Raw genomic sequence first — 22795 nt, forward strand, 5'->3', positions numbered from 1 at the left:
ATGAAGTCTCAGTTATCGATACAACGATAGGTTTTAAAACTGTTTTTTTCTCAAATGATGATGCTAAAAGTGTTCATCATTGGGCATTAATAGAAGAACAGTTGCTGGATGATCTACTTGAATTAGATGAAACTGCTTATCAACGCTTTTTGGCAATCCTAAAAGCGGAAGGTAATATAGAACAGGATTTTTGTTAATTAGGCGTCCCGGTCAGTGGCCGGGAGCTTCCTGCTTTTAACCGTCAGCTGTTCTCAACAAGCCGGATAATCAACTGCCCGTGCTCAACACTAACCTGCACCTGCCAGACTATGGTTGCCGCGGAAGGGAGTGTGTTAGCCTTACCATTGTTATCGGGAACCGCCATAACAACGGGCCTGATTGGTGCCGGAGCCAACACTGGTATCCAATATCTTGCTAATGGCAATGTTGACCCCAATGATGCTATTTTTGCGTACTGGACGGGGGTATTCACGACCAATACTGGTCTATGGGGCACAATAGCCTGGAATGTGGGTATGGGAGCTGCTTCGAGTTATGTGAAAGGGGATGATCCGCTAAAAGGAGGGGTGATAATTGGCGCCGCTTCTGGGATTGGTTATGGGGTAGGTAAACTGGTTCAAAATCCCCTGGAAAAACTTATTAACCCGAACTGGAAAAATTATGAATGGGTTGACATGGGAATGGGGGTTTCGAAGCCACTCCTTTTAAACCCTCTGCCTAGCATGGTAGGTAATGCGGGTAATTCTTTAACAACAGAATTCTCTAATGATCAAATTAATAAAGGTATCAATTTGATTAAGGAGAAAAATAATGACAAATAAGAGATGGATCTTTATTCTGATTTATTTGATGGTTTTTTGTTCTTTTGCACTGATATTAACAGCAATGGCTATGCTGATTATTATTGAGCTATTTTTCTTTGTCTTTTATAACATCCCGTTTGATTTAAGTAAGGAAATTCTCTGGCGTTGCTTTGAAGGAGGAATAGCAGGAGGCATAGTAGTTGGAGGAGGAAATTGGATATGGTATTACCGACATTATCGTTCATAAATGCTATAGATAAATGGATAACTGGTGGCTGGGACCCGAAATTTAATCCCAACTTACTTAAGTATTCAGAAGTAAAAGGCCAGTTTGGGATCTCGAAAGAGGTGCCACCGAGTAAGATCCCCGGTATTGTTGGTAATATGGGAGCTTCCATTACAACTGAAGGAACGAATTCCCTTATTCAAGAGCAAATTAATAAAACTCAGGAGAAAGGCAATGGTTCCCCAAAATAATCGAGTGAAATTTTTCTTTATTACAAACATTATATGGATAGTGGCTATATTTTTCATGAGCTTGATTATTTTTTTCATTATCAGGTGCTTAGCTTGGTATTTTATAGGCGGAATATTTCTTTTTTCATTTGAAGATATAAAAAAGGCTTTCAAAATAAGAACATCTATAGGATCAATAGGCGGAACAGGTACTTGGATTATGTATTTCCATCAGTATAACTTACGTAAATAATGGAGCTTATCTTAACCTGTAAATCGAGATTGTAATTTTTGTTGCGGACAATAATGCCCTTAGCATGGGAAGTTTGTTTGGTCCCGAAGGCGCTAAACATTTTGAAGGCGCAGGTTCACTGGCTCAAAAAATGGCTCAATTCGGGGCAACACCGGAAGAAATCAACGCAGCTTTAACTCACTACCTGAAAGGGCAAGTCCCTGATGGTCAGGACCCGGCAAAAGGTTTGATTATTGCGTGGGGAAACTTCTTTGATGTTCCGTTGGATGTCGTGTTATCGAATGAGCAGATGACACCGCAGAAGGCGGCGGAAATCGTTGCCGGTGGTATACCTACCAGTGAAGCGAAGCTGATACAGTTTGCAGCCGTGAAAGCATATCTGTCTTTAAGTAAGTATAAGTCGACAGAAGTCGTTGAAGGAAAAGGAGGTTCTCTGGCTGATAAAGGTATTGCTGAAAATAAGACGACAGCCCCCTCTGAAAAATTGCACAATTAGTCGAATCTGTTCTTTAAATATGTGCATAATTTAATCCTTTATAACCAAAAGAGGAATTGATATATCAGAAACAAAAAATTATACTGGTTTGGCTCGAGAGGTATTTAATGAAGTTACTCCTATTCATTGGGATAATAATGATTATTTAAAAAAGTTAATTGAGCATAAATATTTTTCTTTTTTTATCTCTTATACATTCTAAATGAGCTAAAAAGGGTTGTTTTTTTGATAAAATGTAGCCCAATTCAACTGTAATATTAGCAGTAACTTTAACAATCGTATGCTTCTTACAGAAAATGCGGTTGTCGGTCTATTTTGCTTGGTGGTCTTTTCATTATCGTTATTTTTATATCTACCTAGTGGATTTCAAGATGCATCGCGACGGCAAGGGAGCGAATCCCTGGGAGCATATACCCAATAGATTTCAAGTTGCAGAGCGGCGGCAAGAGAACGCCTCCCCAGGAGCATAGATAACGATGTGACTGGGGGAAGTGAACGCAGCCAACAAAGCAGCAGCTTGAAAGATGAAGGGTATAAATAACTCCGTAACCAGGGTGAGTGCAGCCAACAAAGAGGCAACTTGAAAGATAACGGGTATCTATCATTAATATGAAAGTCCGGAGGTAAGTGATGATATCAGTGCAAAATTTTTTTCTAAAGGATAACCTTCTCTCTATTAAATCATTAGACTTAGACACTATAATGAATATTATAGATCTGGCTCAGAATTTTAAAGTATCGAAACCGGATAAAAAAATAAAAAAAAGAAATGAAGATATCCTTGTTGCTTCACTTTTTTTTCAGGCCAGTACAAGAACTCGCCTCAGTTTTGAAAGCGCAGCCAACCGCCTTGGTGCAAAAGTTATAGGTTTTGCTGATGGTGAGTCAAGCCGTTCTGGTTCAAGCTGGAATGAAAAATTTACGGATACTGCACAAATGATCAATGCGTATGCCGATATTGCCGTTATGCGCCATGCCGAAGTTGAGTCTGTGCATAACTATTGTATAAAGAGCCGCCTTCCAGTTATAAATGCGGGAAATGGTGAAGGATTAAATGCAGAGCATCCAACGCAGGCTTTGCTTGATATTTTTACCATTCATCAATCTTTCCCTCTTCATAAATCATTAACTTTATTATTATGCTGTCATCCCTCTTCTCGCTCAGCGCGCTCCTTTCTCTTTTGTATCGCCCTGTTTCACAATATAAAATTATTACTTTGCACTGAAGAAAATTGTAAGCTTTTTCAAGAAGACGAAGCGTATCTTCGTCAAGCTGGTGTCACCTACGAATATCTCCATAACATCAAAGAGGGATTGTGTAGTGCGGATGTTATTTATATGGCGGGTTATAAAGAAACAGCAGATCATTTACCCAATTCCAATTTGATGCTTACTCCTGATCTACTTTCATACTTACATCCCCGCGCCATAATTATGCATCCTCTTCCGCGAGGTTATGAGCTTCCTTATGAGTTAGATAATTCAGTACATTGTGCTTATTTTTCTCAGGCTGAGAACGGAGTTTTTGTTAGAATGGCAGTTCTCCAAGGTTACTTCAACGTTATTGGCGGACGGTAAGGATTTGTGTGTAAACAGGAAGGGGTTTGGTGGTGTTCACAGTGGCGGCGATGACACAAGTTATTACACACCGGCAACGTGTGCCTGATGTGGCCCGGACTCTCGAACTCGACTCCAGCACCTTGCGCAAGTGGATAAAACAATATCAGGCCGAACTCAACGGGATCACCCCTTCCGGTAAAGCCATTTTAAAGTAGGCTGCCGTGTTGATGAGCGAAGCCCTCGGCAAGTTTGCGCTTTAATCACACGGCTAAGTCGGCGCTGGCCAGTCACTGACCTTTGTCGTCTCTTGAAGGCTTCCCGTCGTGCTTATTATGCCGGGAGTCGCACGTTAATGTGCCAGCTGAGAAAAGCCGGTATTCCAATAGGTCGCTGGAAGGTTCGTCGTCTGATGAAAGAGTGCAGTCTGATAAGCCGTCAGCCGGGGGGAGTTACCTGGCGGTGATGATGGATTTGTATTCACGTCGTGTTGTCGGTTTGGCGGTGTCATCAACAGCAGACGCGGCTCTGGTTTGTCATTATTTTTCTATCTAATAAATATATTATTCGTATAATGAGTTCTTAATGTTATCAAGAAAAAGATCCTCCTAATGAAGGATCTTTTGTATACCTGTTATCTTTCAAGTTGCCTCTTTGTTGGCTGCGTTCACTTACCCCAGTCACATCGTTGTCTATGCATCCTGGGGATGCGTTCTCTTGCCACCGCACTGCAACTTGAAATCTATTGGGTATAAAAGAAAAAATTATTGAGACTTATGGTTAATTATTTCACCATGAGTTATACCATTTTCTGTCTCATTACTATAGGTTTTCACCAAAGGTATTTTACCGGACAATACACCTTCCTGAACGGCTTTGATAATTCCGCTAACTGAATCAGGTAATGCGACATTGCCACCTTTGCCGTTGTCATAACCCGTGACAGATTGTTGTTCTAAATTTTGAGTATTAAGAATGACATTGCCTTTCTCACTACCAATCTGCCCGCCGATCAAATGTGTATTTCCTTTTACATCCAGATTAACGCCCTGCTTACCTGAAATAATGGATTGTTCGTTGACACTTTCCCGATCTTTGATGTCAACATTACCTTTGAATTTACCGGTGACACCATTAATACCTTTAAGATTATTAATAGTGTTAAATGCGGAGGTCAGCCTTTCCTGCAATCCTTTCTGTTGTGGCTCTTCTGTTGGGTTTGTAGCTGGATCATCTTTCAATACATCGTCTTTAGACGAATCATCCTGAGGTGCATTACCTTTCGTGACCTCATTTTTAGGAATATCGTCGCTTTTTACTTTGGATTCTTTCGCGTAATTAAGACCCGCATCAACACCGACATTCAGCCCATGTTCAGTGTCTTTACGGCTTTCGACCCGCAAGTCACCGCCAACGTTACCTGTTACCTGATCAGCGTCGATACGTGCTCCGCTAATTGTTGCATCACCGCCACTGTTGATGACGACATTTTCACCTTTGATATGGCTATTATGGTGAGTGGTTGCTTGCAGGTGATCAACTCCAGCTTTTAATTCCCCGCCAAAGCTCTGCTTTGTGATGGTAGTTGTACTGTCGTCTTCCGCTTTTTTGACAGAGTTTGAATGACCACCGTTGCCTTTCAGATTGAATTCCCAACCATCGTTATTCACCCGATCCTGAGCAGATACCAACTCAACATTACCTTGTTTAGCATTCAGGTCGATCTGCTTGCCCGTGACTTCTGAGCCTTTCAGGGTCAAATGATTACCCGCGTTCAGGTTGACACCTTGCTGACCGCCAATTTCACTCACCTGAGCTGTATTACTATTTTTGCTGTCTGTGTTGTAACCGCCGCCGAGACCGATGTGAATATTCTTGCCTTCTGGGGAGGTTCCGCCTTTAGCAGAAGCTTCACCGTTATAGCCAGTCGTGGTTTTCGTTGTGCTGTTGGTGGCATGGTCAAACCGGATATCACCTCCAGCATCTATATTGGTTTTGCCAGTATCAGCTTTCAGAGAAGTACCTTGGTATTCAGCATCCCTTGCGACACGGATATTAACGTCATTGGCTGCTGTAATCTGGCTGGTAACAGATTGGGTTGTGGAGGTGTAGCTGCTTTGTGTGCCGCCTTTACCTTTACCATTCGCGGAGATATCCTCGCCGGTTGTGGTATAAACTCGTAGGTCAGCATTGCCGCTGGTTTCACTGTGACTGCTTTCGTGGCGATTCTGCGCTGCTTCACTGGTATGGTTGCCGGCTCCCAATGTAACGTTACCCTTGTCGGCGTGGTATTGAGTGCCTTGATCATACAGTTCGCCATTGGTTTTAATAACGACATTGCTGGCCCGGACAGAGGTTACAACAGCTTCAGACTTTTTGTCCTCAGTCTGGATGCTACTGCCGTTGGCTGCCAGATCTGCTCCCAGATTGGGGGTACCTTTCTTGGCGAATGTGCCATCCAGCGCGGCTTTAGCAGGTTCTTTCACGGCTTTCTCAACCGGACGGGTGACAGCGCTATAATCTATATTGACGCCAATATCGGTACCAACTTGTAGTTTATTGTTGGAATGTGATTCAGTATTGGATGCGGCCAAATTACTGACTTTACCTGCTTCAGCGGTGTAAGTGCCACTGACTTTATGGTGAGTACCTTCCTGAACCAATTCACCATTAGCTTTAATATTCAGATTACCTGCGATCTGAGAACCAGAAACAACAGCGGCACTATTAGTATGATGGCTGTGATTGCCTTCATAGCCACCATGAATACCGGAACCCACTTTATCTATTCCGCCGGTAAGGTAGGCACCAACGTGCTTTTTACTCTGAAATTTTTCTTCGGATTTTTTGCTTTCCGCTGCTAGCAGATGAACATTTGTTCCGGTGATCTTCGCATCACCCTTGGTCGTCACCAGATTGGAACCGCTGAGGGTGACATCTTTATCAGTATCGATGGTGATACTGCCTCCGCTTAAAGTGGAAGCTTGCTGGGTTATCGTCTGATTGTTTTGGGTGTTACTGGTATGTTCAATACCCACGCCGGCACGATACTGTTTATCTCCCTTTTGTTGAAAGTGGCTTTGCAGATCCAACGAGGTGTTTTGTTTATCAACCTGTTGCTGTTCGCCATAAGAAAGTACTTTGATATGACCGGATGTTTTCAGATTGAGCGCGCCGGCACTTTTTATCTGACTGCCGATGACATTGAAATCTTCATCACCGAGTAATTTAAGATCCGCCTCAGAGACTAATTCACTACCATGCGATTTCTGTTGCTTATTATTGGTTTTTTGTGAGCTATTGGTAATGTTGAATACGGTGCCCGTTCGCTCATCAATTTTCTGATTAAGATGACTGACCGCATTATCAATAGTTAATTTGCCACTATTGGCATCAACAAAAGCACCTTGATCCGATTTGACTTTACTACCGGTAATGGATATCCCCTCCTGGCCTGACAGCAATAAACGCCCGTTGGCAGTCAACTCAGATGCATGACTGGTTTCTTTCAACTCACTGTTATCTTTATTACCGCCACCGCCAATACCGCCCCAATATCTTTTATCATCACGTACAACACGGTTGTCAGAGATTTTCTGAACATCGATTTGCAGTTTTTGACCGGCGTTCACTGTCATATTTTGACCTGAGTGAATTTTTGCGCCAAGAATGTTGGCTTGGGTTCCTGCCTTGATATTAAGATCATTTCCTGCTTGTAATTCACTGGCGATCAGACGCTGAGTTTGTTTACTCTCTTCCCAACTTCCGGTTTGCAATTTAGCTGTGTGATTTTTTTTGTAACCTGTTTCTGCGGTTTTTTCTGTTTCAGTCAGACCGGCAATTTGGACACTTTTTTTCGCTGTAATAGTCAGTTTATCCCCGGCATCTATTTTGCTGCCAAGGATCTTAACGTCACCTTTTGTCGCGTTTAAAGCCACACTTTTTTTCGCCTGAATATTGTTTTTTTCCTGATGCAGTTTTTCATTCTCTTTAGTCACATCGTGTCGCCAGGAATAACTTCGTTGGTTATTAATATTCTTCGTGGATTGAATTAATTGTTGTCCATCTAAAGTCAGATTGGCGCCACTGAGATTAACATCATCACCCATTATATCCGTGGCGGTAATCTGGTTATTGTTATTAGCAACTAACGAGATATTTTTACCGGCCAATTTAGTACGGGTAAGTGATTGGCTTTTTTTACTGTCATGTGCATAACGTTCACTGAAAAAGCTTTGGTAATTATTACTACCGTCGCGATGATATTTCGATTCGCTGATTTGACCTTTTACCTCAATATTATTGCCTGAGAGATTAACATTTCCGCCTTGTAGATGTGCGGCTGTTAAATTCAGATTGCCATGAGAATTCACATTAATCTCGTCACTTGCAGTAAGAGAGCCTTGTAGATTTACCCCGCTGCCTTGTGCGGTATTGAGCAGGTGGATACGTCCGGCTTGCATACTGCCGAGATAATAGCTATCCAGCACACCAGTCAGCTCCTGTTGAGAGTCAAGTATTTCTCTTGTGGCTGAGATTTTATTTGCACCACTGATAGCATGAATCGCTTTTTGAGCCGTGATGGTGCCCCGGTTGTCAATTTTGGGTGCGATGAGCTCAAGAACCGCATTGGCGGTTAGACCATCTGATTTAATCTTCAAACTATTCTGATTATTAAAAGTATTAAAACCTTGCAGATTACCTTGTTCCACCATTGGATTACCGACGACCAGAGAAGCTTGGTTGGTATTGATAAAACCACATCCATTACACGTAATGCCGTTCGGGTTTGCCAACACATAATCTGCGGCTATGCCGAAAACTTCCTGTTGACCTAATAACAGGGAAGGGTTTCGGCTGATAACTTCATTCAGGATCAGGCTGGCGGCTTGACCATTCAGATTGGGGTTAGCCGCGAGTTGGCCTGCTAATTGTGATTGGCCATCCTGCAAAGCGTTATTCAGAACGGCACCTGCATGGCCGACGTTATAATCCAAATATTGGTTATGTGACAGCCCGGAAGAAGAAGGGGGAACGATATTGATAACCGTTGCTTTACCTTCGATAGCTAAAATATCGGGACGATGTGCCGAATCGCCACCACCAACGATTTCGTTGGCAAAGCTGGTAGAACAGGATACAAGGATGATTGCCATGGACGCGGCAAGTTTGCCGGTAGGAGATAACTTGAATTTTTTATTTTTCATATATGAGTCTCTATATATTATTTATATTTGTGTGTACAACATTAGGTACTGCTGAAAACCATCAAAAGGTGTAAGAAAAACGGGTTAGCACTTGAACGGGTTCATCAACGGCTTTGCGGTTGGAAAGCCATTTCCCACGGCTGGCTTCGATATCGAGCACCATTCGTTGGTATCTCAGCGTGGCTCCGGTGCTTATCCCCACACTGCTTTGCCAGCCTTGCGGGCTGCGATAGCCTTGAACCTGGCCGACATCAATACCGATACGCATTGATAATGTACTGTTGGCAATTGGGAACGTTCGGGACAGGGTATTTTGCAGATACCAGCCGTTATCACCGGATAGCGTGTTTTTGCTAAATCCCCGTACCGCATTTCGATCAGAAATATTCAGCCATTCGACACCGGGTAAACTGTGCCGGTTGTATTGCCCATAAAGCAGGTTATTGAGCTGGTAAGAAGAATTGAATAATGTAAAACGCTGATGTAGGTTGACCATCAACTTACCTTTGGTGAATTGTTCATTGAGATAAGTCGTGGCTGTTTGTGCACCGAACCAAGGTAACCCCTGTTCGACACTCAGATTCAGAGTGATTAAACCGGTGGGAATTATTTGTAAATGATTCACACCGAGTTCAAATACACTTAGCGTCTGGCTGCTGACACCAATCTTGGTGTTATCAATATAATTGTTGTAATTCTTATAAATAAGTTGCCCGCTGACAGTATTAATCTGAGATTGATTGCGATAGAAGGCAAAATCAGAACGCACACCAACTTGCTGAGTATTCCCATAGATTTTCACAGTCTTGTTTTGCAAATGGGGGTGACTGGCATATTGGGAATAGCTGCCAAATCCGCTGAATGTTGCTGCACCGTAGGGTATTGAATAGAGAAGGGTTGTGGCGCGGCTATATCGATTGGATGGGCTATCCAACGTGCTGCTGGCATTTAAGCTGATAAAGTCAGATAAACCAAACGGACTATCGAAACTAGTATTTGTGCGAACCAGCCATTTCCCGGTACTTTTCTGCCCATAATTATCGGTAATGATATTCAGCAACCAGGGTTTACTGTGCTGATTATGCAGTTTAATGACTGAACCACCGTTCACTGTCCCTGGCAAAATATCCAGCGTGGTTTTATTGGACTGTAACCGATTAGCTTGATCTAAGCCCTGATCAAGTTGCGTAATATTAAGGGGCTGTTTTTCCAGACCGGGGAACAACACATTGCTGTTAACCCAACGATCACCGCCTTCGATTTTCTCAATAAAACCTTCAACAACATTTAGCCCTAACTCTCCATCTGCATCGGGAGCAATAAATTGAATACGGGCAGTGATATAGCCTTTACTGATATAGAGACGAGTAAGCTCATGGCTGAGCCGGTTGATATCATGGCTACTGATACATTCTGGGGACAAAGCGCTGAGAGTATTTAAATCTCGTACAGAGAGAAGCGAGATCCCTTTAAGGTAAACACCGGTTAATGGCAGGCACTGCCTGGATTCTGGCAAAACAGGCGCGGGTGTTGATTCAGGGGTGGTATTAGCCTGCTGTTTTAATTGCTGATATCGGCGTTGTTCTATTAATTGGTTAATTTCCCGAGAACTCTCTTGCAACGTTCTCCTGGCTTCTGTCATTGGCAGATTATCATTTATCTCTGCGGGTGAAGCGGTTATTTGGCAGGAAATAGAACACAATATTAAAATAGATATTCTTTTTATCATACATTCACCGATAAAGATGATATTTTATTCCATAAAACAAAAATATGGGGTTTTAGCCTGATAGGTAATTGCATGCATATTGGCTAACTGATTAGTTATTAAAGCATATTCCAGGTTATATCATGCTCTGATTAACGAGTAGCGTTTCTTTTACATCTGGATTTTATATTAGAAATTTCAATTAGTTGGTTATTCGGATAATAATGAGTTAATAAGAATACTTATTTTATTGCTTATTACTGAATTAACTTAAGTGAAATGATTGACCAGGGGTTATTTGGATGGACAATAGAATATTCTCGTTAGGAAAATCTTTAAATAAAGTAAAATTTAAGATAATTCAGTAATAATGGTCTAAATTTTAATTTAAGGTTGCTTAGCTTGGGAAATGATAATGTCTGGTGTAATAGTTTTTATAAGTGATTTTTGGTAGAGGAATAAATAGTAGGAATGATTTTATCTAAATTTTTAATGGAATAATTGTCGGAAGATTGTTGAATTGGTGGATGGAAATAAATCTTGCTGGGGATGGAAATTAAAGTATATAAGTTAGTGATATTGTTTAATTTTTCTATTATATGAGTTGGTATTTTTAACAAACATTTAGGTAAGGTTGGTAAAGTGAAAATAAAAAAACTGGAAAATTATTTTAATAATTTTCCAGTGGGAGCTTTTTGTATTTAAATATTTAGTTGCTATTTGATGGTGTTACGTGAATATATGGATCATATTTAAAGAAGCCTTGTGGCTCTTCACCATCATAGACACCAAAAGCCCATGTATATCTCTCTCTGCCTCTAGCGAGGGCTACTGCTTGAAAAAAATGATCTTTAGTTTCAATTAAATCTATTTTAGGTGCATTTTCACAGGCATTCACTCCAGATTGAAGGGCTGGAATTATTCTACTAGGGGTATGTGACCATATTTGCGATGCTTGAGAGATAATTTTATTTCCTGATGAATGTAACTTATCGAAATGATACAAGATAACAGTGTAATTAAAGTTATCAGATATAGTTGTAGCCCTCCATCTAATATTTGAACCTACAGGTACTTTTATGTGTTCACCAGATGAACAGGAAGCGTGTATTCCAAACGTTGGAGTATGACTAATAATATATACACCGCTATTGAGCTGATATGGTTTTTTGGGTTCCAAATAACACTTAGGATCGATATGATTTGTATAAAGATGAGTAAGAATGTCATCAACACTAATAACAAAGATAATATCAGCTATAACCGTTCTACCGTCAACTGAATCATATCTATTTTGAATTATGTCACTCATTATAATACCTCTTTATGTATTTAAATTTTTTATGAATTGAAAGATTATTTTAATAACTCCTTATCACTCTAATGAATCCCTTTGTTTCTAATAATTAGATATTAGGTGAAAAATCGCTACTAGTATAAATTAGTGTTTATATAATAAAATAACCCATATATTTACTAATGGTAGATTTACATAATTAGTGCAACATCATTATGTTGTGAGTAAACAGGTTTGTATTTCTTTAAATAATTCATTAGGTGCTTTTCCATCTCGCATTTTTCTGGGAAAGTATTGTTTGATTAATTCATTGATATTCTTATTTATTAATATTTACCAAAGAGCATAAGGACTTGCAAAGTAAATTTCTGTATCTAATCTTTGCTAAAAAAGAATATCTATCATATTACTTATTTTCATGATCCTTCACTGAGCTAAGATGCTTGAATAGTGAGTTATTACACTAATAATTGACCATTCAAGCTGAAATCGCTACTAATATAAATCATAGTTTATATAAGAAAATTACTGATATGGTTTAGAGGTTGACTTGATGCATTAAATACCTCTTTGAGTTTGCAGATAACGAATTATTTAAAAAGAACAAACACTCATTCTAGATTAATGTATTAAAATAATAGATTAAATTGCCTTAAAAACAGTTCAATATGCTTTTCATGGGGCAATGAAATGTGTATATATGTTGTTCGATGATAAAATTTTCAGCCATATTAATATGGTTCTTCTGGTTAATGAATCAAACATGGTGGGTTATCCAATTTTTTGTTTCTTTATCACAATAAATAAATATTTTTTATCAAGTATAAGTTTATCTACTATGATAAATATTGGGTTCATTATCAATATTCTGAATTTTTAAGAGGGATTTGAATGAATATTTATCGGCCATATATTTTACCCTATAAACTTCATGAATTAGATGTAGATGCTTACTTTGTAGCTGAAATTTGTGAACTTATTGAAAAAATTTCAGGATTTAGTTTGTTCTTATAATCGTAGGTTTATTGTTATATGAATTAATATTTGTTGTAGATATTGAGCTATATTTGATACCGTGATAAATAAAAACACTGGAAAATTATTTTAATAATTTTCCAGTGAGGAATTAACATATAATTAAATTATATTAATGAATGGGTCATGAGTACAATAACCTATGAGATTATTCCATCTATTATAGATAGATATGTACCATGTATATTGTGCTCTTCCTGGGCTAAGCAACGTAGATTGTTGGCAATAAACATTTCTTTGTTTAAATGTAACTGGATATATGTGATTAGGTAAACCTGTTCCCTTTTGCTCAGGAACGGCGATTTTAAAACTTGTTTCCAGAAGGGTTGGTAAGGAGACGTAAGAATTAACTCCTGAACCTGTCATATGATATAAAAATACTTGGTAATCAAATTGGGTGGATAAACTAGATGCTCTCCATCTCACCAGATCGCCAACTTTACCTGTAATTTCAAGCTCACCTGTGGCATTGTTCTTGGGAGCATATAATTGATTTTGAGAAGTCGTATAATAAAAATATTTGTTGCTAATTGCGGTCGGAGATTTTTCTATATGGCTTAATCTTAATATACCTTTATTGATATCATCTTCGATAGTTTGTGCATCAACAGAAACAAGGACATCAATTATTTGGATAGAGCTATCTGATAAAAGAGTATGTTCTATATTGTTCATAATATTTTTCCAACTATTAGTCTATTAGTTTTATGAATTTATTTTATTTCAATTGGAAACTCATGAGATATATACCCCTTGAAAGTTTCTCTTTTATATATCATCATTGACCAAATACATGAACCTTTACCTGACTTCTCAGCTGTCGTTTGATGATAGTATTGCCTTACGTTATCTGGCTTATATGTTGTAGATATAGTTTCTTCATTATCTGAAGCCAGATAAGGAATAGTAATATCACCAGAGTACATAAAGGGCGAATCAATCAGTCCTTTACTAATAGCCGTACCTTCCATGTTATATAAGAGTACTGTATATTCAAATTGTTGTGTCAGGGATGTAGGTCTCCATCTAATAATAGAACCAGTATCAGTTTTTACGTCTGTCCATGCCGTGGCATTATTTCCAGGAGCATAAACATTCCCATTGCCAGTTATATAGTATAGGTATTTACTATTTTTATCTAATCGTGTGGGGTTGTTATAATTTTTGCTTAAATTATATCTGTTAACGATAGAGTCTGCATCTACACAAACAAGAATATCTATGGCTTCGCTCATTTTATTCTCCTTGATCATAAAGAGTTATGTTGTGTTAGATTGTTTAGTCATTATCTAACATATTAATAATTAAATATTAAGTATGAAATAGCTACTAGTATAAATCATAGTTTATAAAAGAAAGTTACTTATATGTTTATTGATTGATATATTAGATAATGGTAAAACTTTACCTTTTAGATTTTTTTCAGATAATTAAATTCTATATTTTATTTTTGCATATTATAATTTCATTTGTATTATCTTGGGGGATATTAGATCTGAGTGTGTTTTTTGAAAACAATATTGATTTTTTCTAATCCTGAGTGCTGATTAAAGTGGTTATAAGTGGTTTTTTAAGGATCTTATAGTTCTGAGTTTTCTACTTATTAATGAATCAGAGTAAATAACAAACAAGAATTCTATGTGCATCTGTATAATAAGTTAAATGATTTTTTCTATATTATAGATTAAAATAATTCATTGGGTAATTTGTACCGCAATATCTTATTTTACAGGTCAATTGTTTATATTTCATAATATATTTTCTTTTTGTGGAAAGATGTTGAAATATAGCAACTGACCGTCATTTCTGGAAAATATGCTTGTTAGTCGGATCGCGTGGGGAATTACTGTATTTAGATGCTTGGTGGGTAGTATTAGTACCCGGGCTGAACAGAGCCGGTTAATTAAATAATATGAATAAGTGGATCATGACTGCAGTAACCAATAAGAGAATTATTATTATCATATATAGATATATAGGATATGTATTGGACGTCACCTGGGCTAAGTAACGTAGTTTCTAGATAAGAAATGTACATAGCTTTGAAGGGAATGTAGGCAACCTTAGGATCTATTTTTTCCTTTTGGAAATAAATGTCACTAGATAATTTATTAATAATTGATGAAGAAATATAAGTTGCATTTGATAGTGCTTTCATATGATATAAAAATACTTGATGGTTATTTTGAGCAGAGAGACTCGTAGCACGCCATCTAATAGAATTGCCCACTTTTCCTGTAATTATAGTCTTACCCGTGGCATTATCCTTAGGAGTATATTGTTGATCTTGAGTAGTAATATAATAAAAATATTTATCATCAATTTGGGTTGGTTTTTTACAATCTTGGCTCAATTTTGGATTGATTTTTCCAATGTCATTTACGATAGATTTTACATCAACAGCAACAAGAATATCAATGGAGTTAATTTTTCTAAAACTGGTTTCGTCATTCATAATATTATCCTCATTATTATTTGGTGATTTTTTAATTTATAAGACATTAATCTTAGCATCATAATAAATATATTTATTGAGTTTCATCTTCACATTATATATATACATAACACAGTAAAATGATATTTGTCCTCTAGTTTGACTTTTCCATTCTATATAGTTATCCACTGTCTGTTGATTCTCATACTTCCCACATATATCTGAATTATCTTCACTTTTATCTAGATAAAGAGTGTAACTATAATTATTGGAGGCATTTAGTGTGACCTTTTTTTCGGGTAGAATTATTATTTTATGTGGATATATACCATATTCAAATTGTTGCGTTAGAGACATAACTCTGAGCTTAATAGTATCGCCAATATTAATCTTTATTTTTAATTCTCCTGTGGCATTTTTTTCTGGTAGGTAGGTATTGCTATTACTAGTTATATGGCGAATAAACTTATTATCTATTTTTGTAGGAGAATTAGGGGTGTTGCTCAAGGATGCATATTCCTTAATGATAGAATTAATATCCACACAAACAAGAATATCCACAATTTCACTCATTTCTATACTCCTTTATTGGACTAAACTGCTCTAAGATTTTTCTGTCACTTAATGATCAACTATTAATCCTGAAATAACCACTGGTATAAATCATAGTTTATATAAAAAAATTACTGATATGGTTTAGAGGTTGACTTGATGCATTAAATACCTCTTTGAGTTTGCAGATAACTAATTATTTAAAAAGAACAAACACTCACTCTGGATTAATGTATTAAAATAACAGATTAGATCTCCTTAAAAACAGTATAATATGCTTTTCATGGGGCAATGAAATGTGTATATATGTTGTTCGATGATAAAAATTTCAGCCATATTAATATAGTTCTTTTGGTTAATGAATCGAACATAGTGGGTTATCCAATTTTTTGTTTCTTTATCACAATACATAAATATTTTTTATCAAAAATAAGTTTATCTACTATGATAAATATTGGGTTCATTATCAATATTCTGAATTTTTAAGAGGGATTTGAATGAATATTTATCGGCCATATATTTTACCCTATAAACTTCATGAATTAGATGTAGATGCTTACTTTGTAGCTGAAATTTGTGAACTTATTGAAAAAATTTCAGGATTTAGTTTGTTCTCCCTTGTATTAAAGACTCGTTTTCCGGTATCTAACCGTGAAGTGCACTTTTTTGATAATTATCACAAATCTTGGAGGGAGATTTATATAGAAAAAAAGTATTGGATGATCGATCCTGTACTACATTTCCAGCCTGCACCGCCTAGTTTTTCAAGAATATGGGATTTGGATTTCTTTGCGGAATCCAATGGGAAAGAACTTTGGTATATGACGCAGAAACATGGATTTCGGTCTGGGATCACATTTGGTCTTCCGGCATTTTCGGGAGCTTATGGAATATTTTCCGTTGCAGGGAAGGATGGGCCGATTGATAACGATACAATGTATAAATGTAGTGGGGAGATTCTAAAGGTATATATTAGAATAATAAGATATTTGACATCACATACAAAGTATTTACAGACGTTTTATATAGATAAGATTTCATTTTCGCGTAGAGAATTAGAAGTGCTACGGTATACCGCAGATGGTATGATTTCCAGTGAGATCGCTTCAACTATTTGCGTAACTAAAAGTACCGTTGATTTTCATCTAATGAATATCGTTAAGAAGCTGGGCTGTAGGAATAAATTCCAGGCAATCGCTAAAGCTGCATTACTTGGGTATATATAATTATAGGTTTTATTGTTACAAGCAGTGAATAGGGATCAGGAATAGTTTTACCTGGCAAAATTGGAATAATATTTTGTTAAGATCGGAAAATACGTTCAATAAAATACCCTTTTCCTCTGGCAGAATTGTAATGTCACAGTTCTGCTTGTTCTTTACTTAATGTTTGTTATCGATATTGAGCTATATTTGATACCGTGAAAAATAAAAAAACTGGAAAATTATTTTGATAATTTTCCAGTGGGAAATTACAGCATATAAGTATTTAATTATTAGTTACTTCAACATATGGATCGTATCGATAATAACCCAAGAGCTTTGTGCCGTCATAAGCGGCAAAAAACCATGTATATTGTTCTACACCGGGTTTATGCGCTGTTGCCTGGAAATAACTATCTTTAGATTCAACAAAAATTATCGTAGGTGCATCCCCATCTGCATTAACGCCTGAAGGGACCATTGGAACTTTTTTGCCCATAGGGTTCTGTGACCATATATGTGATGGGACAGAGATGACATCTTCTCCTGTACTAAGCTTTTTGAATTTATACAATATAATTGTATAGTCGAAATTATTAGATACAGTAGTAGCCCTCCATCTAATATTTGCATTAATAGGAACAGTGACACGGGCACCAGATGAACTAGCCACTTTGAGTCCAAGTTCTGGAGTATAATTAGCGATATATACATGCTGACGGATAACTATCGGATTTGTAGGGTCCAGAGAATTTTTGACATTATTATCATGAAGATAATTAATAATTGAATCAACGTCAATGACGAAAGTAACATCAGCAGTGACAGAGTTTCTGGCTGTAATACTATTATCTTTACCCTGAATGATTTCACTCATCACAACACCTCTTTACATATTTAAATTATTTATCTATCTGTAATCACAAAGTTATTTTGATTACTCATTATTGTTCTAATAAATTCATTTTTATATAATTAACTATTAAAGTTGAAACAGCTACTGGTATAAATCATAGTTTATACGGAAAAATTACTCGTATATTTATTAGGTATCGATTTATATAGTTCAATATTTCAGTTGATTTATTGTTGTGAAAAGTAAAATATAAAAACTTTAAGTGAGTGTGTTAAATAATCTCTTAAATTACTTTGAAAATGGTTTAATATATTTCATATGACTATAATATATTTTTACAAATATATTATTCCCCATGGTAATTAAAGTTTTAATCCTATTGATATAATTTCTCTCGTTTACGAATAATACATTGTGGACTGTTAGATTTTGCCTCTATATAACAATAAATTATTATTTTATTTATTAAGTATAAATTTTGCTACTATAATAAACATGGAGATTCTCTATCAATATTCTTAATTTTTCAGAGGGTGTTGAATGAATATTTATCGGCCATATACCTTACCTTATAAATTTCATCAATTGGATGTAGATGCTCATTTTGTAGCTGAAGTTTGTGAAATTATTAACAAAATTTCGGGGTTTAGTTTGTTCTCTCTTATATTAAAGGCTCGCTTTCCGATATCTAACCGTGAAGTGTATTTCTTTGATAATTATCATGAGTCCTGGAGAAACCTGTATATAGAAAAAAAGTATTGGATGATTGATCCTGTTCTAAATTTCCGGCCTGTTCCACCTGCTTTTTCAAGAATATGGGACTTGGATTTTTTTTCAGAATCTAATGGGCAGGAGGTTTGGTATGTGAGTCAGAAACATGGATTTCGCTCTGGGATCACCTTTGGACTTCCTGCATTTGCAGGAACTTACGGAATATTTTCTGTTGCAGGGAAAGATGGGTACATTGATAACGAGACAATGTATAAATGCAGTGGAGAAATTCTAGGAGTGTATATTAGGATAATAAGATATTTGACATCACACACAAAGTATTTGCAATTTTTCTATGTAGATGAAACTTCATTTTCAAATAGAGAATTAGAAGTATTAAGGTATACAGCAGATGGGATGACATCAAGTGAGATTGCATTAACCATTTGTGTCACTAAAAGCACCGTTGATTTTCACCTAATGAATATTGTTAAGAAACTGGGTTGTAGAAACAAATTCCAGGCAATAGCGAAAGCGGTATTACTTGGTTATATATAACTAATATCAATGAGAAATTATAAATTTTTTTACCTTATAAAATGATCTGAATTATTAATGTTATTACTCGAATAGGTTGATAGGAATTTTCCCTGCATCTGTGTAGATTTATCATCACCGTGAGATTTACGGATGCCACTGATTTTTATTATATTTCCAATTAAGAAAAAATATCGGGTTAAATAACCCGATATGGGTTAATTAAATCACCTGGACAAATCGACCGTTAATTAATGAAAAAATCGGCGCGATAGTAGCCAGATCAGTATCACCATCTTCATCATCAACGTAATAGGATATTGGGGAATTATTGAAGTCTGATTTATTTACTAATCTGACCATTCTGCCCTCATTCATTATTTTAACCCGGTAGTCATTCCAGTTAATTGGTATCATTTTAAAGCTTTTTTCTTTGAAATCTTGATGAAAGAATTTGCTGGTAAAAATACTCTCTTCACTTTCACCGGTTGACCAGGCCCAGGCTTTAAGCGCGACTTTTTGTTGTTCCCGGATAGTATTGACATCTTTGGCATGATATGCCTGCCAGACAGCCATATAAGCCTGTTGCAGTTGTCGGCGTTGTTCTGGTGTATCGGTATAAGGCGTTGCTTTAATCCATTCCCAGTCAGGTAAGCCACTGACTTTTACCGTCCGACTAAACCGGTATAAAGTCATATTGGGTGGAAACTCTTTGGCATCAAAATATTGTTTCTCTATATGTCCGGCTTCTGTACTTTCGGCCTGTATTACATGGCGCACAACTGGGGTGCTGATAGCGGTGTATTTGGATTCATCCATTGGCGATATTGCCACTGGCTGACCATTTTCATCAATCGCTACTTCAATCGCTGTCAAAATCCGGCTGTTTTTACCGCGCATAGCGGTTAACTCTAACTTACACTTAGCTTCGGGGTTGAAATGATTACGGGCTTTATCTGACATTTCATCTGAGGAGAACCAACCCAGGGCACCGAACTCCAGGCTAATTTTATTTTCTCCGTTTATCATAAACAACATAGAACCCGTGCTGGCGGTACCAAGCCCTCGCCCTTCCAGGGCCGAATTACGGTTACTGAATCCCGTTACGCCATTGGTTTTAATATCACAAAAGGCATATTGGATATCGAATACACTACGAATATACAGCCTGGGGTCATCTGCTTTAGCGTTAAACATGGAAATCACTCCTGATAATAGTAATAACAGTTTTAATTTCATTTCTTATCCTTACATTTTTAGGAATCCCGAATTGATAAATGGAGGTTTATCCATTTTAGATTAAAAGTGAGCGGTATAACTTATTTTGACCGCATTACCATTTACTGCATATTATCTCCGTACGATAGCAGGCCGTTCTTTTCCTAGCAGGTTAATTCTTAATGGAGATTCACTGGCTTTTAGCGGATCGGCAATAACCCATTTCCATTTATTTTTAACTTTTTTCGTAGCTTTTTTCTTCCTGCCTATTTCTGCATCCGCAGTTAACTCAATTTCAGCCGTCATTCCATCATGGTAACCGACGAGATCGAGCCCATTATTATGTTGATCGAATTGAAAACCTGCCGCAGTTTTGATAGTACCTTTCGCATTTAGCGCAATTTCTACAATAAAAATGTTTTGTTTAAATGCCGCACTCACTTTTCCCTCCAGACTTAATTTCAAATTATTCTTATTACCCGCATCAAAAGTCCATTGTTTGCTTTTATAAGCAGCTCCTAGCTGAAAAGACAGGTCGCAGGTTACAATAAGGCAACATTCAAACTCCAGATAGTTTTTATCATTCGCATTTTTACGTTCTAGAGCTTGCCGGAATTTAGCTGCGAGAAATTCTATTTTGCAATAAGCCGCACCCATTTGGATAAGGTCCAATTTGCCAGTCATACTCATAAATGGTGCGGCGTAGAAACCTGCAAAATGGGTACTGTCTTCGACTGAGGTGGTTCGGTCATAGGCATAAGCCAGCCCGATGTTGCTCGGAGTAAGCTTGAGATTAAGTAGTTGGTAATTCTGGGGAGTTTTGCCTTTTGAGCCGGGAGCAGGTACCAGGTATGTTTTAGTGTATCCCAGCAGCTTTTCGGCCAAACTAATAGCATCTAAATTTCTCCTGGTTTCCTTAGTTTGTTTGGTGTTGACAAATGAGGCCGAATAATCCTTATCCTGAACGGTCAAAGCGTATTCTACCTTCAATTTTGTCTCCCGGGTTAGGGAAAATTCATCTGTGCGAGTGGTCCACCCTTTGCGCAGTTTATTACCATTTTTAGGCTTGACATTTTCCATAGCCAGACGGGCTTTTCTCTGTTCATCACGTCGTTCTTTAATACTCCGTTTATCATAGGAAAGATCAAAACTAAATCCTACCGAGACCATAAATCTGACCGAGGGGTAAACTGCAATCGTCGCGTACTTTCGACGGTCAGTACAGGCTTGTATCTCTAGCTTATAATATCGGGGAGCTTTATACATGTCGGTGGGGTTGGCAATATTAGACAGATAAGAGGCGATGCTCTTCAGGTCGTTTTGAATATCTGTGCTTTTTAACTGCTCTTTGTAAAATAACGTGACCTTTTCAGGCGTATTAAATTTTAAAGCTTTCTCTTTTGTTCCCCCGTGTAATTTAGCCTGATGTTTGGCATGATCACACTTTTCTGTAATTTTTATCGTCCCGGTTTGGCCTTTCCCATTATCAACAAGGTTCATGTTGATTGAGGACTTTTTAGGCCAGACCTGAGTTTTCTTATCAAAAGTGACGTTGATTTCATAGAGACAGGGATCGGGATTATTACATGTCATACAGGCAGCCCCGGCAGGGGGAGAAATGCGTTGTTTGGTCATATTAATTACCTTATTAATCAGTTCATTTGGGAATAAATCCTAGTTCGCTTGTTAATAATTTTTCCATTCGATAATAGCCTGGCCCTTGATTATCGTTGAGTTGGGCTAACCATGTTGGCGGGATGTGCTGAAACTGCTCAATGCGCCTTTCCATCAGCAGATAGAGAAATCCCCGGATAGAACGTTCATCGGTGATTTCGTTATCCTGACAAAAATAAAAACACGCCTCTGCCAGGTTTTGATGACGTATTAATGCCTCTTCATCTATATGGGTTGGCGCAGACGAAATATTAGGAAGCGGGTTGATTAATATCTTGTCTGAAAGTGCCGTAAGGACGGAGTGTGGAATATTCATTGCATCGGCTGCATGATAATAACTCACTTCATTAATAAAATGCGTCAATTTATTAATATATCTTTGCGCGAAGAGATGGTTGAAATGAGCATATTGCTCTTTGGTAATTTTCAACATTTTTTGTCTGGAACGGGCTTCGGCGGGAAATTGTTTTCTGGCGGCGTGAAAACTATCCTGCCTGTCAATCCCCGGATAATTTGTGGCAATTTTATCTATCGGCCCGAGAAAACAGTGAATTTCCCAGTCACTCAGGACGCTGAGAAAATCCCAGATATTGCGCGGGTCATAAAACCGGAAAAACACCGGCTTGGCCTGATCGGGCAATAAGACCTGAAGATATTTACGCAGATGCTGGCGCAGTGTTCTCATGTCGGCTTGCGAGTGCAGGAAGATCCCCCAGGGCGTTCCCCATTCTGCCAGAAAAAGCCCGACTTTTTCGGTCACTTCCACCAGATACGGGGCCACTTTCAAGAGTTCAGGCTG

The 22795-nt window shown here is 37.6% G+C and carries 20 protein-coding genes and 1 pseudogene; 10 read left to right on the forward strand and 11 right to left on the reverse strand.

Features of this window, described 5'->3' with window-relative positions; translation table 11 throughout:
- The 8 genes and pseudogenes from BO26_RS16155 to BO26_RS24680 form a co-directional block, all read left to right on the forward strand.
- A pseudogene (locus tag BO26_RS16155) lies at positions 1-197 on the forward strand (hypothetical protein); the annotation flags it as partial.
- Between the two features lie 132 nt (positions 198-329).
- Positions 330-821: an adhesin gene (locus BO26_RS16160; protein ID WP_236637486.1), complete on the forward strand. Its 492-nt coding sequence runs from the start codon at positions 330-332 to the stop codon at positions 819-821.
- Complete coding sequence (locus tag BO26_RS16165; RefSeq protein WP_036773226.1) at positions 811-1050, forward strand: hypothetical protein; 240 nt, start codon at positions 811-813, stop codon at positions 1048-1050. The genes BO26_RS16160 and BO26_RS16165 overlap by 11 nt, the downstream gene beginning before the upstream one ends.
- Positions 1023-1280, forward strand: coding sequence for a hypothetical protein (locus BO26_RS16170; RefSeq protein WP_036773228.1), 258 nt, complete (start codon positions 1023-1025; stop codon positions 1278-1280). The genes BO26_RS16165 and BO26_RS16170 overlap by 28 nt, the downstream gene beginning before the upstream one ends.
- A gap of 296 nt (positions 1281-1576) precedes the next feature.
- Positions 1577-2008, forward strand: a complete 432-nt coding sequence (locus BO26_RS16180; RefSeq protein ID WP_036773231.1) for a hypothetical protein — start codon at positions 1577-1579, stop codon at positions 2006-2008.
- Between the two features lie 630 nt (positions 2009-2638).
- Positions 2639-3586 (forward strand): aspartate/ornithine carbamoyltransferase family protein, encoded by a 948-nt coding sequence (locus BO26_RS16185; RefSeq protein WP_072023287.1) that lies wholly within the window; start codon positions 2639-2641, stop codon positions 3584-3586.
- A gap of 50 nt (positions 3587-3636) precedes the next feature.
- Complete coding sequence (locus BO26_RS22825; protein WP_236637487.1) at positions 3637-3783, forward strand: transposase; 147 nt, start codon at positions 3637-3639, stop codon at positions 3781-3783.
- 137 nt (positions 3784-3920) lie between these two features.
- Positions 3921-4031, forward strand: a complete 111-nt coding sequence (locus tag BO26_RS24680) for a hypothetical protein (protein WP_420864708.1) — start codon at positions 3921-3923, stop codon at positions 4029-4031.
- A 298-nt stretch (positions 4032-4329) separates the two neighbouring features.
- On the opposite strand, the gene BO26_RS16190 is transcribed toward BO26_RS24680, so the two are convergent.
- The 7 genes from BO26_RS16190 to BO26_RS21625 form a co-directional block, all read right to left on the reverse strand.
- The gene (locus BO26_RS16190; protein WP_036773233.1) at positions 4330-8772 is read right to left on the reverse strand and encodes a hemagglutinin repeat-containing protein; all 4443 of its coding nucleotides are present in this window, start codon (positions 8770-8772) and stop codon (positions 4330-4332) included.
- A gap of 61 nt (positions 8773-8833) precedes the next feature.
- Positions 8834-10501, reverse strand: a complete 1668-nt coding sequence (locus BO26_RS16195; RefSeq protein ID WP_036773236.1) for a ShlB/FhaC/HecB family hemolysin secretion/activation protein — start codon at positions 10499-10501, stop codon at positions 8834-8836.
- A 688-nt stretch (positions 10502-11189) separates the two neighbouring features.
- Positions 11190-11792, reverse strand: coding sequence for an AidA/PixA family protein (locus BO26_RS16200; RefSeq protein WP_036773238.1), 603 nt, complete (start codon positions 11790-11792; stop codon positions 11190-11192).
- A 1122-nt stretch (positions 11793-12914) separates the two neighbouring features.
- The gene (locus tag BO26_RS16210) at positions 12915-13487 is read right to left on the reverse strand and encodes an AidA/PixA family protein (protein ID WP_036773243.1); all 573 of its coding nucleotides are present in this window, start codon (positions 13485-13487) and stop codon (positions 12915-12917) included.
- Between the two features lie 38 nt (positions 13488-13525).
- On the reverse strand, positions 13526-14047 hold the full coding sequence (locus tag BO26_RS21620; protein ID WP_051691021.1) for an AidA/PixA family protein: 522 nt from the start codon (positions 14045-14047) through the stop codon (positions 13526-13528).
- 668 nt (positions 14048-14715) lie between these two features.
- Positions 14716-15267, reverse strand: a complete 552-nt coding sequence (locus tag BO26_RS16220) for an AidA/PixA family protein (RefSeq protein WP_036773245.1) — start codon at positions 15265-15267, stop codon at positions 14716-14718.
- Positions 15268-15303: 36 nt separating this feature from the next.
- Entirely contained in the window at positions 15304-15819 is a 516-nt protein-coding gene (locus BO26_RS21625) for an AidA/PixA family protein (RefSeq protein WP_051691022.1), read from the reverse strand.
- Positions 15820-16295: 476 nt separating this feature from the next.
- On the opposite strand from BO26_RS21625, the gene BO26_RS16230 reads away from it, so the two are divergent.
- A complete protein-coding gene (locus BO26_RS16230; protein WP_036773246.1) occupies positions 16296-17024 on the forward strand; it encodes an autoinducer binding domain-containing protein in 729 nt (242 codons plus the stop codon).
- Between the two features lie 262 nt (positions 17025-17286).
- Here BO26_RS16230 and BO26_RS16235 read toward each other — a convergent pair whose 3' ends face one another.
- Positions 17287-17877: an inclusion body family protein gene (locus BO26_RS16235; RefSeq protein ID WP_036773248.1), complete on the reverse strand. Its 591-nt coding sequence runs from the start codon at positions 17875-17877 to the stop codon at positions 17287-17289.
- Between the two features lie 519 nt (positions 17878-18396).
- Here BO26_RS16235 and BO26_RS16240 point away from each other — a divergent pair.
- On the forward strand, positions 18397-19125 hold the full coding sequence (locus BO26_RS16240) for a LuxR family transcriptional regulator (protein WP_036773250.1): 729 nt from the start codon (positions 18397-18399) through the stop codon (positions 19123-19125).
- Between the two features lie 201 nt (positions 19126-19326).
- Here BO26_RS16240 and BO26_RS16245 read toward each other — a convergent pair whose 3' ends face one another.
- From BO26_RS16245 to BO26_RS16255, 3 genes are all read right to left on the reverse strand, one after another.
- On the reverse strand, positions 19327-20343 hold the full coding sequence (locus BO26_RS16245) for a hypothetical protein (RefSeq protein ID WP_036773253.1): 1017 nt from the start codon (positions 20341-20343) through the stop codon (positions 19327-19329).
- Positions 20344-20454: 111 nt separating this feature from the next.
- Positions 20455-21957: a hypothetical protein gene (locus BO26_RS16250; RefSeq protein ID WP_036773254.1), complete on the reverse strand. Its 1503-nt coding sequence runs from the start codon at positions 21955-21957 to the stop codon at positions 20455-20457.
- Positions 21958-21979: 22 nt separating this feature from the next.
- Positions 21980-22795, reverse strand: an 816-nt coding sequence (locus tag BO26_RS16255) for a DUF4123 domain-containing protein (protein ID WP_036773256.1), incomplete at its 5' end; no start/stop codon positions are given.

This window comes from Photorhabdus australis DSM 17609, assembly GCF_000711895.1.
Taxonomy (GTDB): domain Bacteria; phylum Pseudomonadota; class Gammaproteobacteria; order Enterobacterales; family Enterobacteriaceae; genus Photorhabdus; species Photorhabdus australis.